Consider the following 16,664-nt stretch of genomic DNA (forward strand, 5'->3'; position numbering starts at 1 on the left):
AATATCAAACCCCAGCTGAGAAGTTCTCACAGTGTGTTGCCGCGACCAGTTGAAACCACCGCCCAATGGTCGCATGGCTGCACCACAGGCCATCTTAAAGAACGTATGAGGTACAAATCTCTCCCCTTTGCTCTCTCAAAGGGCTTACAAAGGCGCTTTGAAGTGTTGATTATGGGTTTGCCTCGCAAAGAAGTGTTCAATATCTACCGAGTGGACCCATAATGAACAGTACAATGCTGCTAATCTGTTCATTTCAGAGTGCTAACCACGGGTCTACCCAAAATAACGTGCAATCTGTTCTCTATCTGATCTTTAAGGTGGCCATATACGCAGTTTCGTGCTCACAGGGCCTTTTAGGACGGAGAACGAAAAAAGACGGGTTTAGAGACACAATAACGGGTCATTTTGACGCTTGACAAGGCTCGGCGGCTTATGCCCCTAAAACGGTCGATTTTGAGACAGGTTGAGTTGCCTGCCTAAGATCGCAAATTGGCTTGAAACGCTTCGTCTTTTGCAACATATTGTTCGGTAACAGTTTTATTGCGTGGTCCTATACCTTTGTTCGCTATGTGTTCCTCTCTAACAGGATTCTACGCACAAACCTTCCGATGGGGCCTCCACAAATAATAGGTACGATTGTGAGTGGAGATCCCTTCCTTTTCTAAAGTGAAAAATATGAGAAAATTAAAAAAAGCAATTGCCGTCTATTTGAAGGCACGGCGTTACTCGAAAATTGACACGCCGAATATGTATTCTTTGGGGTCTTTAGAATGGCTTATGGCTGCAGAAAAAAAGTACGGGGGCTATGCAACCGGCGTCAAAAGGAAAAAGGTTTCAGATCACGATCCGCGTTCAGCAGAGAAAATCGAGCAGGGTGGGATGACCGGTGGGGACCGTATGTTCCATCATGGTTATGCCCGCGCATATGCCAAGCATCTTTCTGACTTTGTTCACCGCCACAAAGATGAACTGAACATAGTAGAAATTGGTATTCTTAAGGGTACTGGGCTCGCGATGTGGCACGACCTTTTTCCTAACTCAAACATTTTTGCTCTGGATATTGATCCCCAACACTATCAGGATAATCTAGCAAATCTGAAAAGTTTGGGCGCGTTTAGCAATTCCGAGCCAGAGGTTTCCATTTTTGATCAATTTGTTGATGGGCCCGAAGAAATTTTACATATCGTGGGAGATCGGACACTGGATATCGTCATTGACGATGGTTTTCATTCCTGTGAAACAATAAGAAAAACAGCGGAGGCTGTTGTTCCCTTCTTGAGTACTAGTTTCGTCTACTTTGTGGAGGATAATCCTAACGCGAAGGATGCGATTAGTGATTTGTTCCAAGACTGTAGTATCGAAGTCTATGGAGACCTAACCGTCATTTGGCGTTAACGGATTCAAGTTTTCTCTTGCAGATGATATTTTCCAAACTATCAAGTAAATAACTAAAGAAAAATCTAAACACTGAGATCAAATTATACACATGCGCTCCAACTCTGTACTCCCGATAATCTCCGTCCTATGGATCGAAGGTAAATTAAGTTACGTAGAAAACCTCTGCTTGCGATCGATGATGGCATGTGGTCATACCGTGCGTCTTTACAGTTATGGCGAAGTTACAAACATCCCAAACGGGGTGGAGTTCAGAGACGCGGAAACCATTCTGCCGCGTTCAAAACTCCTTCGGCATAAGAAGAGCGGCAGCTATTCTCTCGGTTCGAACATTTTCCGATATGAACTGATACAAAAAGAAGAAACCATCTGGCTAGATGCGGATGTATATTGTCTGAAGCCTCTAAAAGGGGTCGGACCAATCGTACTTGGTTGGGAAAGTGATAGCGTCATCAATGGCGCGGTACTTGGCTTACCGTCAGACCATATTATGCTCCAGAAGCTCAAAAAATACTATGATGCCAGAGTATTCCTGCCGCCTTGGTGGTCACTGCGACGTAAAATCAATAATATTCTCAGAAGTTTCATTGGTATAGACAAAAAAGCAGAGAGAGTAGGTTGGGGTGTACTCGGTCCCAAGGCAATTACGTACTTTGCAAAAAGCACGAAGATTACAGAGTTCGCTCACGACCCGGAAGTGTTCTATCCGATCCCGCTCGATAATATTGGTGAGATCTTTGACCCGAATGAAAACCCGGAGCGGTACGTTTCTGACCGCACGATCACTGTTCATCTATGGAATGAGATGATTAAGCACAGAAAGCAGGAGTTGCCTGCGCAAGGGTCCTACATGCACCGTCTTTGCCTTGAACAAGGGTTGGATTTGCCGGATATTCAAGAGATGATAAATCTCTGAGTCCCTCGGCGGAAGCATGCTTCCTGCCCTGGTCCCCATAACTTCCTCCAGTTTGTGATAGGATTCTACCTAACATTGAGGTGGGATTACCGTATCGCTATCGATTTATCTGAACCTCATAATTCTTAGCTATTCGCACAAATCGGGCATATGCGTAATTGTGAGCTAAAACAAGCCCCCACCAGCCATACAGTAAGCGTCCGGCGAACCCGACCTGACGATTCTAGCTTTGCTGCTCTATCGTACGTGTAGTTTTATCTGCATGGACTTTGATGATGATAGAAAGCCAAGGACGGCGCTGGAGTGACGATGAGAAGCGCGCGGTTTGCCGAGAAGCCGTTGAAGGAAGCGATCCGGTTGCGCATGTGGCCAAGCGACATGGCATAAGAAAAGCGCGGCTTTATTACTGGCTGAAAGACCCTCGTTTCAATCCCGCTCTTGAAGAGATGGCGGCAGAACCAACAAAGGCTGGGTTTATCTCTGTCAGCGTGGATGCAGAAGAAGCCCCTCAACCAATACCGGTGAATAGCGAAGTCTCTTCAAATCAAGCAGAGCCACTATGCCTTGGGATCCGCCTTGCGGGCGGGCATCAGGTTTTCTTGAGCGGTGCTGTGAGTGCTGATGTGATTGCCCAGGTTCTGCGGGAGTTGCGAGCATGATCCCTGTTCCCAGCAATACGCGGGTTTGGCTGGCAGCTGGCGTGACGGACATGCGCCGGGGCTTCAATACACTTGCCGCTCAAACAGAGCAGGTTCTGGCGGAAGACCCGTATTCAGGTCACCTGTTCGTGTTTCGCGGCCGCAGAGGTGATCTTTTAAAGATAATTTGGTGGGATAGCTAGGGAGCTTGCCTGTTCACCAAACGCCTTGAGAAGGGGCGCTTCATATGGCCTGCAGCGAAGGAAGGTAAAGCCCATATTTCTGCAGCTCAACTGTCGATGCTGCTCGAAGGGATCGACTGGCGAACGCCGGTGAAGACATGGACACCTCTGACATCCGGATAGGCTAATGGTTGCAGTGTCTTAAGCTGATTTTGACTTACTCTAACGGGGGAATTCCTGTATAAAATCAGCATGCTCAACGACCTCGACATCGCCTCAGAAGACCCAGCTGAACTAAAAGCCGTCAACAAGCTTCTGGCGGAGGAAGTGAAGGCTTTGAGTTTGAAGGTCGAGCAACTCCAACACCAGCTGCATGGGGCCAATCGGCACCGGTTTGGCTCCAAGTCAGAGACGCTTGATCAGCTCCACCTCAATCTAGCTGAAGACAAAGAGATTGCCGAGGCCGCCGAGGAGCAGCGTGATCCTGCTCCTTCAGCAGACAAAAGCCCAAAGCGCCAACACAGCCGCAAACCATTGCCGGATAATCTGGAGCGCAATGATACGGTTCTTGTTCCCGGCGATAGCTGCCAGCGGTGCGGTGGTAGCTTCAAGCAGCTTGGCGAAGACATCACCGAAGAGCTTGAATATGTACCGGGTCGTTTTGTGGTGAACCGGATCCGCCGACCACGCTTGTCGTGTTCCTGCTACGAGAAAGTCGTTCAATCGCCGCTGCCATCCAGACCAATCGAACGCGGGCGTCCCGGGCCGGGGCTGCTCGCTCATGTACTGGTATCGAAGTTTTGTGATCATCTGCCGTTGTACCGGCAATCGCAGATTTTTGGTCGTGAGGGCATCGATCTGGACCGCTCCACCTTGAGTGACTGGGTTGGCCGCTCGACCGCTTTGCTGGAACCACTGGCTGATGCTATTGGCCGAATGGTTCGGCAAGGCAACGCAGTCTTTGCTGATGATACACCGGTCAAGCTTCAGGCACCGGGCAACAAGAAGACAAAAACCGCTCGTATTTGGGCCTATGTGAGAGATGAACGAGCTTGGGTAGGGCAATCACCGCCTCTGGCGTGGTACCAGTTCACTGTAGATCGCAAGGGCGAGCACCCGCAAGGACACCTGAGCGGCTATAAAGGCTGGATCCATGCCGATGGCTATGCGGGCTTCAAAGCTTTGTTTGGCCATGACAAAGCAGCAGAAATGGCCTGTATGGCGCATATCCGGCGCAAGTTCGTTGATGTTCACGCATCGCAAGGCTCAAGTATAGCTGGCGAAGCCATCCAGCGGATTGCAAAACTCTATAAGGTCGAGAAACAGGCACGCGGCAAGCCGCCGCCGGAGCGGGTGCGACAGAGGCAGGAACGGGCCATGAGCGGACCTTCGGACGTTTCCATCAAGGGTTGAGTACAGCTTAGGTAAAGTGTTACGCAATCTCTGAAACAAGATTTCTTTAAAGTGAGTCCTCAATATGAGGCAACAACATCTCTACTTTTAACCTCGATCAGTTAGCGGGGGATTGCCACCTGCCTGCCTCACCCAGCAGCATCCTAGAGTGTCATACCTTGAACTACTCAGAAGTTCCTGAGCTATATTGGTATTTATCGGAATCTGAGGTGCCCCCAAGTGCGTTGTACCCCGGCTTCGACGGTTGTGCCACTGAAGCAAGAAGATTTGAAGAAAGCAACGCTGTTAGTTCTTGCAACATTTGTGTCTTGCATAGTGTCAAGTTCGGTTATTGGGCAAAATGCTGCGCAGTATGATTATCTATCTGCGCTAGACTTTGCAACAGAGCGGTTATTTACGTGTCAGAAGCATTGCTACAGAGATATTCCGGAATGAATAATCTTCCGGAGTGGTCTTCAAAAGGGTTTCTGCTGTCTTGTAGATCTGGTCTAACAGATTTGCTTTTGATGGTGTATCGGGGAGATTTCCACGCAACACTGCTTGAGTGAATGCCCGGAAGAAGTTGACATAATTGGTAGCATAGCGATCCAGATCTTTGTCTTGCTTGTAAGCTTCAACAAAGGGGACTGGCACTTCATAGCTTTCTGTTCGATCCAGCGTGTAAAGACCGGCCAGATTATACGCTGAGTTCGTTAAAGGGGATGTCAGCTCTTCCAGACTGCGGAAATAGACTGGCTGATAGTATCTCTCATATACTTGCGAGGAAATATTGCCGAGTTTGACATGCGCTAGAAGAGCGTCGTTGAGAAGGTCGAACAGGCCGTCGCAGGTGCGGAGTTCATTTGTACAGCCGAAGACCTGAACCATAAGCTTGCCGCCTGATACAAGTTCGTTCGCCCGGGCGGTTAAAAAGGCTGCCATGTCATCTTCGGCTTGCTTAGCAAATATCTTACTCTCTTTTTCTGTGACGTGACCGTTTGCCCGCCTTTTGCTGGGGCCGTTTGGCAATACGTATCCGGGCAACTTATCAAGCGGGCGTTCGGACAAGTAGCCGATTGAGTTGAAGGTAGTGGCGACATGAACGCTGTCTGCTGGCAGTAATTGATCATACATCGATCCGCCAACGGCTGCTGATGAGACCCGCTGTGAGCCGAATGTCGATTGTCCGTCAGGTCTTAAACCAAGAAATAACTTAGAATAATCATTTGTCGGCAAATCAGAATGGATCGTCAGAAACGGGCGGTCTGTCTGCTGCATTGTCTTGCCGATGAGGTGACGCATGACAGAAATAGAATTGCGTCCTTCAGAACACCCAAAGTCTGCAAAGGTAACTGGTCCTGAGCTTTTTTCTAAGGGCAGACTTGAGAGAGTGTCTTCTAACCAGGGTAGGACGGCTGCGATTTGCTCCCACTGTGGGGCGGAGTTGGCATCATAAAAACCGCCGCCAGCCATGCCGGTCATGCCTGTTGGGCGACGCTGTGTACCCACTGTCTCTTGATCAAGATTTGTCATAAATTTCTCCTGAAAATCGCTAATATTGCGTCGGATCTATAATTTCGTTTCTAAATGTATCAAGCGTTTAAATGGCATATGCTTAGAGCATGTCGCGTTCATAAGCTGATGTGTTCACCAAGCGCGCGCGCGAGTACGTTTCCTTTATGTCAGCGGAACGCATGTGAGCTGCGAACAGCGGCAGCCCGGTGAGAGCGAGTCCTCCGACCAGATTACCGATCACGACCGGGATCTCATTCCAGATCAGATAATCGAGAATGGAAAAGTCTCCACCCAGTATCAGCGCCGTTGGAAACAGGTACATGTTGACCACCGAATGCTCGAAGGTCATTGCAAAGAACAGCATGATCGGCATCCACATTGCGATGACTTTTCCGCTGACCGAGGTGGAGACCATTGCGCCAACCACACCAAGGGATACCATCCAATTACACAGGACGCCGCGGATGAAGATAGTCATCATGCCGCCCATGCCATGTTCCTTGTAGCCCACCGTGCGGTTCTTACCGATGTTCGCGATGACCTCGCCAACATGATTGACTGGTGCTGAGAAACCGTAGGTGAAGATGACAGAAGTTAGAAAAGCGACCAGCAGGGCGCCTAAAAAATTGCCGATGAAAGTAATCGTGATCGCCTTTACCACACCGCTAAGAGTGACGTGGGGCCGCCTGTCAATCCAGGCCAACGGGGCAAGAACGAATATTCCGGTAACAAGATCGAACCCCATGAGATATAGCATGCAAAAACCAACAGGAAACAGGACAGCCCCTACGATGGGGAAGCCGGTTTGCACGCCGACGGTGATTGCAAAGACCGCAGCAATTGCCAGAATTGCGCCAGCCATGAAGGCCCGGATCATCAGAATTCTTGGGTTTATGAAGATTTTTTCCTCACCCACGTCAATGATCTTTTCGACAAAGATGCGCGGTTCGTTATAAGACATTCCAAATCTCCATGTTCTATAAACCAACTGCTCCCAAACAATGGTGCGAGCAGCACTCTTCCACCTGCTAGATGTTTGGGTGATACGGACGTTGAGCGGACTTCATCTGCTTCGTGCCATGCTTTCCTCCGGGGTTTGGGTTTCAATCACCTTTGGTGCTTTATGTCTGGTGACAATCAATATGCCCACCACGATCAGGCTGAGATTGAACATGAAATAAGATCCGAAACCTTCATCGAAGAATATCCATGCCAGCAATACAGTTATGGGTGGGCCTAAGAAAAAATAGCTCTGCGAACGTGAAATATCGCCGCTTCGTATGAGAATATAAAAAAGCACCCAGCTTCCTAGAGAAAGAACAACGCTTAGCCAAAGTAATGATCCAAGCAAAGGGACGGACCAGTTGATGACCATTGGCTCGAAGGCAAGCATTAGTCCAAACACGGGGATGAGCGCACTTAAATGCTGGATCAGTGACCCTGTCATCAGGTTCATGTGCGCTATAAATCGCTTTTGGTAGAGCACGCCTGCGACCATGCTGAAAAGACACAGGACTGTAAGCAACACCCCGCTATAGGTGTTATTATCTAAATTGGCTTTTTGATTGACGACGAGCAGGACACCTATTGTCCCGAGCAACAAGCCCAGTATCAGTTTGAAGCTGAATCTTTCGCCCAGAAAAGCGATTGCCCCCACAGAGGCGAGTGCTGGATGCAGTGCCATAATCAGGCCAACTGTGCCTACATCCATCCCCCATTCATATGCGATCAGCATACCTGTGAAGCAAAATCCGTGTATGAGAATTCCGGTCACGCAGACATGGAATACTTCTATCGGTTTATTGTGCCACTCAGCCTTGATTAAAAAAATGATGCTTAAGAAAAGCGGAACTGGAGCGGCTAATCGCAGGGTTTGAAACGTAAACGGATCTGTATATGCGATGCCGATTTTCGATGCCACATACCCCGAACTGTAAAGAATGACGAACAACAGCGGTAAAACCTGATTAGCAATTACCGCCGGGTTCGGTCTTTGGCGTGGAGGCATATATTCGTTTCCAGTTCGCTTTCCGTGATTGAATAAGAGGTTAACCAGCTGTTATTTCATCACAATCTGCCGCTGCCAGATATTCACGGAGGTAGCTTTTGAAATCAGGTGGAATTTCGGCAGTTGCAATTTTGCCGTGTTCGCCCGACGCTTTGGCGTGAATGACTGTCAGCTGGCCTCTGGAAACATCTTCTTCGCGGCCATCGCTCAGCTTTTTACAGATGAAAAAATTAAGCACCAGTGACTTTGTGCCAATCCGGCCAACATTTATGGCGATGAGTATCTCATCGCCAAAGGTCATTGGTCGCAGAAAATCGCAGTTCACTGAGAGGATCGGCCACTTTTGATCTTTGGCCGGATCGCAGATACTCATTCCGCCTTGCTGGAAAAACCTCGTCTCCGCATATTCTACATATCGAAAGATATTTGAAAAATGCGCGATGCCTGCCATGTCTGTTTCGCAAAACTCTACATTTTTGGAAACAGAAAACAGCTTCGCATTTGATGACACTTCAATGTCTTTAAGCATTATGCAATCCAATCAAGCTGTTTCGCGGATGACACGCTTTAGTTTTTTCCCTGTGACCCCTTCGTTAGACCCGGGAGAAACCTGCTTGATTTCAGTGATATCCGGAAGGTTATTCTGGTTGGAATATACGAATATTCTCTGCGCGATATCTGCGAAAGGCAGGCCTTCTTTGATTTCTGCTTCAACCTTTAAAGTTCCTTCAAGTTCGCCTTGGACCACTGTACAATCGAAGATCTCAGGAATATTTTTCAAAAAGGCCTCTTCGAGCTGGCAGCTATAGTAGGTTTTGCCGCCCAGCAGCATCGAATCGCTTGTTCTATCAACGTGGTAGTAAAGGTCATTCTCGCCTTTGTAGATTAGGTCTCCAGTAAGCCAGTAGCCGTCAAGAATGGCGTCTGCGGTCGCCTCTTGATTCTCCCAATACCCTGAAGTCACACTCGGTGATTTAACTCCAAGCCTGCCGACTACGTCATAATCGGTGATTTTTTTGTCCTGTTCATCAAAGAGCGCGACTTCGATCCAGGAAAATGGTTTACCCACACAGCGGTTGTAGTTGTTGGTCTTAAGCGTGTGGATGTTTCGAAAGATCCCAAAAGCGAATTCCGAAGAGCCCAAGTTATCAATAAACAGAGCACCATTTACGCGTTTTCCATCCTCATAACGATGACCGTATTGAAGCATTTTTCTGACATGAGGCTCATGACATGCATCCGCAGTACTCATCCATATATTGATGGAGGCGAGGCGGTCTGGATCAATGTCAATCCGACACAAATCAACATAAACACTAGGGAATGCGAACATTATTGACGGCTCAAAAGTCTCAATTGCCGCCGCTATCCCTTCAGGAGATTTATCTGAAGTGACAATCAGATGGTTCATACGCATTATGTTGCTCATCAGCATTGTGATGGCAGCCGCATGTGAGATCGGTGCAGCCGATAACATAGCATTGCCGAGCTTCTTACCAAGCTGCTTCTTGACCCCGTAAATTATCGACTTTTGACTAAAAGAAACCGCCTTGGGAAGACCCGTCGTACCGGAAGTATGACTAATGAGAACAGTATCATCATCCAAGTGATCATAGGTTTCACAGGGAAGCGAGAAAGGTTGTTTTTCGACCTCAATGATATCTGTTGTTGGACATTCGAAATTGGCGTTGTAGGTGAGGATCTCACCCAGCCTTTCCCCTTCAGAAACAAGCAACTCAGGCTTGATCTTTGATAGATACTTACTCGCAATTTCCGGCAAAACTCCGCCATTTAAAAATGCAGGGATAGCTCCGATCTTCGTTAAAGCGAGGTAGTGAAGATAATAGGAAATGCTATCATCTAAATATAATGCGACAATGGATTTCGCCCGTATACCCAAATGCCAGTAGCAAGATGCTATATGGTTTGCTTTCGCTACCAGGTCATTTAAGGAAAATGCCCAAGCTTGTCCCTCAATATCAATGTGAGTGACTGCTGTACGTTCATTATCTACTGCTAACTCGTGGACGCGAAAAAGAAAATTTCCAGCCCCTATCGTTGGGTCATTGGCTATTTCACTTATCAGAGAATCCTTATCCTCAGCGCTGTCGCCGTTTGTATTTTCCGCCTTGCGCAACATGTGCCGTTTTAATTTGCCCGTTTCGGTTTTGGGCAAACTGTCAACAAAGATAATCGATCTTGGATATTTGTATGGTGATATAGTGTTCTTCACATGCTCTTGTAACGCCTCAACTAAGCTCGGTGCTTTGCTATTCTTATCGGCCAGAACGACATGCGCGCGGACGATACTTCCTCTATCTGGATCTGGTATACCTACAACTGCACATTCTCGAACGGATGGATGTGAAAGCAGTGCTTCTTCAACTTCAGCAGCAGCTATATTGTAGCCAGACGAAATAATCATATCGTCTGCTCTAGAAACGAAGTGTAGCTTTCCATCCTGATCTTTGCGGAAGAAGTCGCCGGTGATGTTCCAACCATCTTTGACATATTCGGCCTGTCGGTCATCATCCATATAGCGACAACCTGTTGGTCCACGGAAACCCAACCAGCCCGGCTTCCCAATCCCGACAGGTTTCATACCATCATCAAATACTTCAACCTCGTACCCCTCAATTGGCCAGAGGCCAGCAGAGCCTGACTGAAAATCTTCCAGGCGGGTTGAGATGAATGTGTGTAGTGCCTCGGTTGACCCCATCGCATTTATGATTGGAACGCCTATACGATCTTGCCAGTGTTCTAACACTGGTTGCGGTAAGTTCTCACCAGCGGATACAGCGCAACGTAAAGTCTTGAGAAGTTTGCAGTTAACTTCTTCAGAAAGCATAACTTTGTATGCTGTTGGTGCGGAGAAGCAGACAGTTGCATCATACTGGCCGATAAATTCTGCCAGATTGAATGGTGACGTCTGCTCCAACAAAACGGCAGCTGCGCCAAAGCGTAACGGGAACACCGCCAAACCGCCCAAACCGAAAGTGAATGCCAACGGAGGTGTACCTATACAGACATCACCTGGCACAATTTTTAGGACTTGCCTTGCAAATCCATCAGCAATTGCAAGGATATCGCGATGGCGATGCATGGTGATTTTAGGCTTCCCGGTCGTGCCGGATGTACTAGCTAGCAGTGCAATGTCGTTCTGAGAGGTTTTAGCTGCCTCATACTTAGTCGATTTGAAGATTGCCTTAGCATTCACAGTCGCTTTGTCGTCAATGATTGCCGAAAATTCCGCAATTTTAAGATCAGGGCGTGTGTTTCTATCCAACAGGCTTAGCTCTTCATCTAAACCTTTTTGGCAAAGAACCAAATCTACCTTAGCCCTATCGATCAAGATGCTCAGTTCGCCCGCACGCATGAGCGCAATGGTATTGAAAGCAACTGCACCAACCTTCAAGATTGCCAAAAAGCACGCCACCATCATTGGGCAGTTTCTCGACCTAATCATGACCCGGTTCCCAGGCATGACGCCGAAATCTTCACTGAGAACTCTAGCAATCTGATTTGAAAGATCTCTAAGCTGCTGATACGTCAATGTACCATTTGAGCCGATTAAAGCCGGATGTTCGCCGAACCCCCGCTCCACTAAGGCATCAACTAGTTCAACTCCTACGTTTAACTTCTTTTGATATGGGTAAAGATCAATTTTAAATTCTGGCTGTAGTTCAGTTACTGGAAGATTATTGTTGACAAATTCGTCAACATGCCCGGTTTCAAGCAACATTTTCATCAGCCTCCTAAATAATAATATTTATAATATTACTCTTATGTAAAATATATATTTTAGATTTGATAAGATCAATTCAATACTATCGTTATCGATATAATACTTGTTTTTTTATGATAAAATTTCAAGAACCAAATAAATGAAATGTTTTCATTTTTAAATTCGAATATTCTAATTTAGAAACTCTACGGTAATATGTGGATATAAACCCCGAGGGTGACTGATGAGCCATGCACGAAAAACGACCAATCTAGCGGAAATGAACACCTCAAGTCGGGCTCAACGAATTGTTGTAATTGGTGCAGAAGGACATGTTGGAACGACGATATGTGCTGCGTTACCGGACCATCACGATGTGATTAAAGTTGGACGTAACAGTGGTGACGTAAATGCAGATATCTCAGAGAGATCCTCTATTGATGCCATGTACAAAGAGATCGGAAAAGTAGACGCTGTTGTTCTGGCTGCTGGTGCGGTTCATTTCTGCCCTCTCGAGCAATTTCCTGAAGATAAATTTTTATTTAACCTCACGCACAAGGCAATGGGCCAGATCAACTGCGTACTCGCAGGCCTAAACTATCTCAATGACGGCGGGTCGTTTACCCTATCAAGCGGTATTCTGGATAGAGACCCGATCCGAATGGCAAGCGGTGCAGCTGCTGCCAATGGTGCTATCGGCGGATTTGTGAAGAGTGCGGCGATTGAAATGCCACGTGACACTCGGATTAACGTTGTTAGCACGGGGCTCCAGGACATTTCCGTCGAACGATATGGAAGCGTTTTTCCTGGTCATACTCCAGTCTCATCAGAAAGGGTCGCAAATGCCTATCTTAAGTGCGTTGAGGGAGGCATTAACGGACAACTGGTGACCGTAGACTAAGGTGTTTGAAAGCAATGCTGCATGGGGGGGGGCAAAGTTTGAAATTTAAACTCGTAAGCTATAATTTATGTCCTTTTGTGCAGCAGGTATTTATAGCCCTGTCGTTGAAAGGCCTCGATTTTGACATCGAATATATCGACTTGTCGAACCCTCCAACGTGGTTCACAAAAGTTTCCCCGCTAAAAAAAGTGCCAGTTCTTTTCGCTGGTACAAATCAGGTGCTGTTTGAATCTATAGCAATAATCGAGTTCATTGAGGATTACGCTGAGCAAAAGACATATCCGTCGGACTTGTTTGAACGATCCCGTGACCGTGCGTGGATTCAGTTCATTAACCAGCTGATGTGGAGTCTGTATGATCTTTCCGTAATGGGGAGTGAGGAAGAATACGGTTCAACTGTAGGAACGCTTCATAAAAAGCTCGATGAACTGGAAGCTGCCTCGCACGGTGGGAAGTACCTTTTTGGCGATTCATTCTCGCTCGTAGAAGCCGCAGTAGCGCCATTACTTCTTCGCTTGAGTTATATTGACGAAATAGCCCCCGGTCTTCTTGACGAAGTACGTCATAGCAATATTTGCAGAGTCAACAAACAGTTAATGGCTGACGCAAACGTTCAACGCTCAGCTCACAGTGACCTAAAACAGGCTTATTACAAATTGCTCGGGAAGCGGCAGGCGTACTTGTCCACTTTCCTGCCTGAGAAATTCAAATCAGCTGAAAGCACGCCTTTAAGATATTGATCGGCACCAAATTACAATTTGCCAGGACAACACATTTTCATCTCAAAACCGCAGTTTTTTTTCTGAGTCATGCGAGCCATAGAAAATTGGAAAAAGTAATATGACGTCCACTAAAGTATTTGAAAAAACCAAAAGGTCTACAATTAAACGAGCCCCTGAATACGCAGATTACAGCGAGCAAGCAGTCTACGATATATTGGATAGCGGGTATATGTGTACGATTGCGTTTGTACTCGACGGCAAGCCCTTCTTAAATCCCACACTTTACTGGCGCAAAGGTAATTACGTCTATTGGCATGGTCTAGCTGGCAGCAAGATGTTGCTTGAACAGGCCAAAAAAATTGATGTTTGCTTCAATGTAAGTCACCTGGACGGGCTGCTTTTAGGACGCTCAGCTTTTCACCATTCTGTAAATTATCGCTCGGTCACGATCCATGGCAAATCAGAGCTGGTTGAAGACAGTAATGAGAAGATGGATGTCGCATTTGAATTCGTCGAAACATTATTTCCTGGTCGCCGCTCAGAGTTGCGTGAACATAAAGAAGAAGAAATCCAAAAGGTTAAGTTCATGCGTTTGCCAATTGAGGAAGTATCCGTAAAGCATCGCTACGACAACTCTGTCATGGATATTTTGAGAAGGCAGCAGAGCAACGCACTTAAGGAGTATGGTCCTGAAGGTGTAAACCCCCACTGTTGGACAGGAACAATTCCAATTCGCACAATACTTGAAACACCGATTCCAGATACCGCTACTGATCCAAACATTCATTCGCCTGATTATTTGTCCCAATCTAAATTCAAACGCGAGTTCTGAGGCAAGTTGAAGTCTAGATCACTACCAAGGAGGGAATGAGGTGAAAATAGTTGTTATTGGTGCAAGTGGAGATATTGGTCGAACGGTTTGTAAAGAGCTCAGCAAGAGACACGAAGTTATTAGAGTTTGCCGCAGTTCTGGTGACTATCAGACTGATATGACTGACATGACATCTCTTGAAAAGCTATTTAATGCGATTGGAGAAGTGGACGCTATCGTAGTGACAGCAGGCTCTGTTAAATTTGCAAAATTGCAGGAAATTTCTCAAGCTGAATTTATGTATGCACTCTCCGATAAAGTCATGGGCCAAGTGAACGTTGTTCTCGCAGGTATGAGTTATGTCAGAGATGGTGGATCCTTCACCCTAACAAACGGGCTATTGGATCAACATCCTGTTCCAAATGGTGTTGGCGCTGCGACAGCAAATGCTGCACTCTCTGGTTTTGCAACAGCTGCAGCGATTGAAATGCCTCGCAACATTAGACTGAACGTCGTGAGTCCAGGCCTCATGGACATTTCCTATGAGCGCTATGGAAAAACCCTCAAGGGGCACGAACCAGTTTCTTCAAAAATTGTCGCCGCAGCTTATGCGAAAAGTGTTGAGGGATCCGCTTCTGGGCAACGTATTATAGGAGAATAAAATCAAGGAAAGAGATCTCTACTTGCCTCACATTCTTACTTGCAAACCCAATTCTAAAATGTCCTTTTGGAGGCCTTACAACGATGCGGTGTTTATTTGTCCAGATAAAATGCAAACCAGGATCGTGGCGTAGTATCGCAAATGAGATTGCCATCAAAGAACTACATTCCGAGATTTATTCGATCAACGGTGAATATGACATCATGACAAAAACATATTTGGAAGATTTCAACGAAGCACCAAACCTTGTTTCCAAAATGGTGAGCGATATCGAAGGCATTGAAAAGACTTCAACTATGTTCGCATTCGATCCATTCTGAGCGTTAGTTTTATCGCCAGTTGGTAGTCCAGATATAGAGATGATCAACACTGGAGAAATGGAATTGGGATTAAATTATTTTGAGATAAACGCAGATGCCGTAAATTCACTCCTCTCCATCAAAAAGCAGGTCCCTGCAATTGAGGAAACCCTGAAAACTTTGGTGGAGTTGCGTGTTTCACAAATCAATGGCTGCGCATACTGTGTAGATTTGCATTCAAACGAAGCTAGAAAAGCTCATGTTCATCAACAGAAACTGGATTGCTTACCGGTGTGGAAGGAGAGCAACCTTTTCTCACAAAGAGAGTGCGCTGCCCTCAGTTGGGCAGAAAGCGTCACGAGAATCTCTGAGGAACGTGAATCTGAGGGCAATTTGAACCTTCTATTGGAGACCTTCACGGAAAAAGAAGCCGTAGATTTGACATTCATCGTATGCGCAATGAATGGTTTGAACCGCCTTGCTATAAGTTTTGGCGACAAACCCAAAAGTTCAGTTTCTAAATAGATTTCTCATAGGAGCATGATCGTGCTGTCGGTGTCTCGTAAATCAAATTTCAGTTTGCCCAACGTATTGAACTCGGGCGCTATGTCGCCTTAGAACGCAGGATATGCGAGGGGCATTCTACTTAAGATATGTAACGTCAACATTTGCCCATCACTTCTGAATTGCAAACTTGCGGGATCTGAGCATTGCCGCGATTACGTGTGTAAAGCATCCGGCTCTGTTGCAAACGTGTCTTAGAGCGCAATTTGTGTGACTTCAGGGCTATCTTATTAGATTTTATCGCTCTGAAGATGGTTTTCGAGCATGGTCATAGCTTCAGATAGAGCACTTGGGCCAATTCCGAAGGCCCGCTCAACGAGGCGGGCTTCACCCAGAACATCCTTCGAGAAGTTGAAGGCACCAGCCTGACCTTTGCGCAGTGCCCGCATTACTTCAAAGCCTTTGATCGTCGCATAGGCGGTCTTCATGGTTTTGAACCCGCGTACAGGTTTGATGAGCTGTTTCAGCTGCCGTGATCAGCTTCGATGATATTGTTCAGATACTCCACTTGGCGATGTTCAGTGTCCGTGGGGCATTTTCCTTCTGCTTTCAACTCGGATATAGCAAGGCCATATGTTGGGGTAATCCCCCCGTTATTTGATCAAGTTAAAAGTAGAGATATTGTTGCCTCATATTGAGGACTGATTTTATGAAGAAATCTCGTTTCAGCGACAGGCAGATCATTGCAATCTTGAAGCAGGGCGACAGCGGCATTCCGGTTGCTCAGCTGTGCCGGGAACACGGTTTGAGCGCGGTGAGTTACTATAAATGGTGCGCCAAATATGGCGGCCTTGATGCGCCAATGATCTCAACGATGAAGTCTACCGAAGAAGAGCCACGCAGTATCTGTGAAGCTGCGCAGCAAGTGGTCTCCAGAACAGGTTTCTGGCTGGCTCAAACGTAGCTTTCCAGGAGACGTAAACAAGCAGGTGTCCC

The 16,664-nt window shown here is 46.8% G+C and carries 16 protein-coding genes and 3 pseudogenes; 13 read left to right on the plus strand and 6 right to left on the minus strand.

Features of this window, described 5'->3' with window-relative positions; genetic code table 11:
- The 6 genes and pseudogenes from PsW64_RS27750 to tnpC all read left to right on the plus strand — a co-directional run.
- Positions 1–222 (plus strand): hypothetical protein (locus PsW64_RS27750; protein ID WP_206599547.1); only part of this gene is annotated, 222 nt, incomplete at its 5' end.
- A 453-nt stretch (positions 223–675) separates the two neighbouring features.
- Positions 676–1,395 (plus strand): hypothetical protein, encoded by a 720-nt coding sequence (locus PsW64_RS07645; protein WP_063303260.1) that lies wholly within the window; start codon positions 676–678, stop codon positions 1,393–1,395.
- 178 nt (positions 1,396–1,573) lie between these two features.
- Positions 1,574–2,311 (plus strand): hypothetical protein, encoded by a 738-nt coding sequence (locus PsW64_RS07650; RefSeq protein ID WP_244277253.1) that lies wholly within the window; start codon positions 1,574–1,576, stop codon positions 2,309–2,311.
- Between the two features lie 275 nt (positions 2,312–2,586).
- The gene (locus tag PsW64_RS07655) at positions 2,587–2,970 is read left to right on the plus strand and encodes a transposase (RefSeq protein ID WP_057461556.1); all 384 of its coding nucleotides are present in this window, start codon (positions 2,587–2,589) and stop codon (positions 2,968–2,970) included.
- A pseudogene (tnpB, locus tag PsW64_RS07660) lies at positions 2,967–3,314 on the plus strand (IS66 family insertion sequence element accessory protein TnpB). Before PsW64_RS07655 ends, tnpB begins: the two are co-directional and overlap by 4 nt.
- A 69-nt stretch (positions 3,315–3,383) precedes the next feature.
- A complete protein-coding gene (gene tnpC, locus PsW64_RS07665; RefSeq protein WP_208980641.1) occupies positions 3,384–4,544 on the plus strand; it encodes an IS66 family transposase in 1,161 nt (386 codons plus the stop codon).
- A gap of 390 nt (positions 4,545–4,934) precedes the next feature.
- Here the strand turns inward: tnpC and PsW64_RS07670 are convergent, their stop codons facing one another.
- The 5 genes from PsW64_RS07670 to PsW64_RS28390 form a co-directional block, all read right to left on the minus strand.
- Complete coding sequence (locus tag PsW64_RS07670; RefSeq protein WP_063287384.1) at positions 4,935–6,056, minus strand: hypothetical protein; 1,122 nt, start codon at positions 6,054–6,056, stop codon at positions 4,935–4,937.
- Positions 6,057–6,138: 82 nt separating this feature from the next.
- Positions 6,139–6,999, minus strand: a complete 861-nt coding sequence (locus PsW64_RS07675) for a formate/nitrite transporter family protein (protein WP_063287383.1) — start codon at positions 6,997–6,999, stop codon at positions 6,139–6,141.
- 102 nt (positions 7,000–7,101) lie between these two features.
- Positions 7,102–8,046, minus strand: a complete 945-nt coding sequence (locus PsW64_RS07680; RefSeq protein ID WP_063287382.1) for a DMT family transporter — start codon at positions 8,044–8,046, stop codon at positions 7,102–7,104.
- Positions 8,047–8,086: 40 nt separating this feature from the next.
- Positions 8,087–8,575, minus strand: coding sequence for an acyl-CoA thioesterase (locus PsW64_RS07685; protein WP_063303262.1), 489 nt, complete (start codon positions 8,573–8,575; stop codon positions 8,087–8,089).
- A 12-nt stretch (positions 8,576–8,587) separates the two neighbouring features.
- Entirely contained in the window at positions 8,588–11,788 is a 3,201-nt protein-coding gene (locus PsW64_RS28390; protein WP_153042353.1) for an AMP-binding protein, read from the minus strand.
- 226 nt (positions 11,789–12,014) lie between these two features.
- Between PsW64_RS28390 and PsW64_RS07695 the strand changes: the two genes are divergently transcribed.
- The 6 genes from PsW64_RS07695 to PsW64_RS07720 all read left to right on the plus strand — a co-directional run bounded on the left by PsW64_RS07695 (position 12,015) and on the right by PsW64_RS07720 (position 15,689).
- On the plus strand, positions 12,015–12,671 hold the full coding sequence (locus PsW64_RS07695; protein WP_208980642.1) for a short chain dehydrogenase: 657 nt from the start codon (positions 12,015–12,017) through the stop codon (positions 12,669–12,671).
- A 38-nt stretch (positions 12,672–12,709) separates the two neighbouring features.
- The gene (locus PsW64_RS07700; protein WP_193757767.1) at positions 12,710–13,411 is read left to right on the plus strand and encodes a glutathione S-transferase family protein; all 702 of its coding nucleotides are present in this window, start codon (positions 12,710–12,712) and stop codon (positions 13,409–13,411) included.
- 100 nt (positions 13,412–13,511) lie between these two features.
- Positions 13,512–14,225, plus strand: a complete 714-nt coding sequence (locus PsW64_RS07705; RefSeq protein WP_082830612.1) for a pyridoxamine 5'-phosphate oxidase family protein — start codon at positions 13,512–13,514, stop codon at positions 14,223–14,225.
- Positions 14,226–14,265: 40 nt separating this feature from the next.
- Positions 14,266–14,865 carry a short chain dehydrogenase gene (locus tag PsW64_RS07710; RefSeq protein WP_063287378.1) on the plus strand — a complete coding sequence of 200 codons (600 nt, stop codon included), beginning with the start codon at positions 14,266–14,268 and terminating at the stop codon, positions 14,863–14,865.
- An 83-nt stretch (positions 14,866–14,948) separates the two neighbouring features.
- Entirely contained in the window at positions 14,949–15,185 is a 237-nt protein-coding gene (locus PsW64_RS07715) for an Lrp/AsnC ligand binding domain-containing protein (RefSeq protein ID WP_057462486.1), read from the plus strand.
- Positions 15,186–15,224: 39 nt separating this feature from the next.
- On the plus strand, positions 15,225–15,689 hold the full coding sequence (locus PsW64_RS07720; RefSeq protein WP_208980643.1) for a carboxymuconolactone decarboxylase family protein: 465 nt from the start codon (positions 15,225–15,227) through the stop codon (positions 15,687–15,689).
- 269 nt (positions 15,690–15,958) lie between these two features.
- Here PsW64_RS07720 and PsW64_RS07725 read toward each other — a convergent pair.
- Positions 15,959–16,308, minus strand: a pseudogene (locus tag PsW64_RS07725) (DDE-type integrase/transposase/recombinase); the annotation flags it as partial.
- A 69-nt stretch (positions 16,309–16,377) separates the two neighbouring features.
- On the opposite strand from PsW64_RS07725, the pseudogene PsW64_RS28170 reads away from it, so the two are divergent.
- Positions 16,378–16,575 (plus strand): annotated as a pseudogene (locus PsW64_RS28170) (transposase); the annotation flags it as partial.
- Positions 16,576–16,664 lie beyond the last annotated feature (89 nt).

It is taken from the genome of Pseudovibrio sp. W64 (genome assembly GCF_001623145.1).
Classification (GTDB): Bacteria; Pseudomonadota; Alphaproteobacteria; order Rhizobiales; family Stappiaceae; genus Pseudovibrio.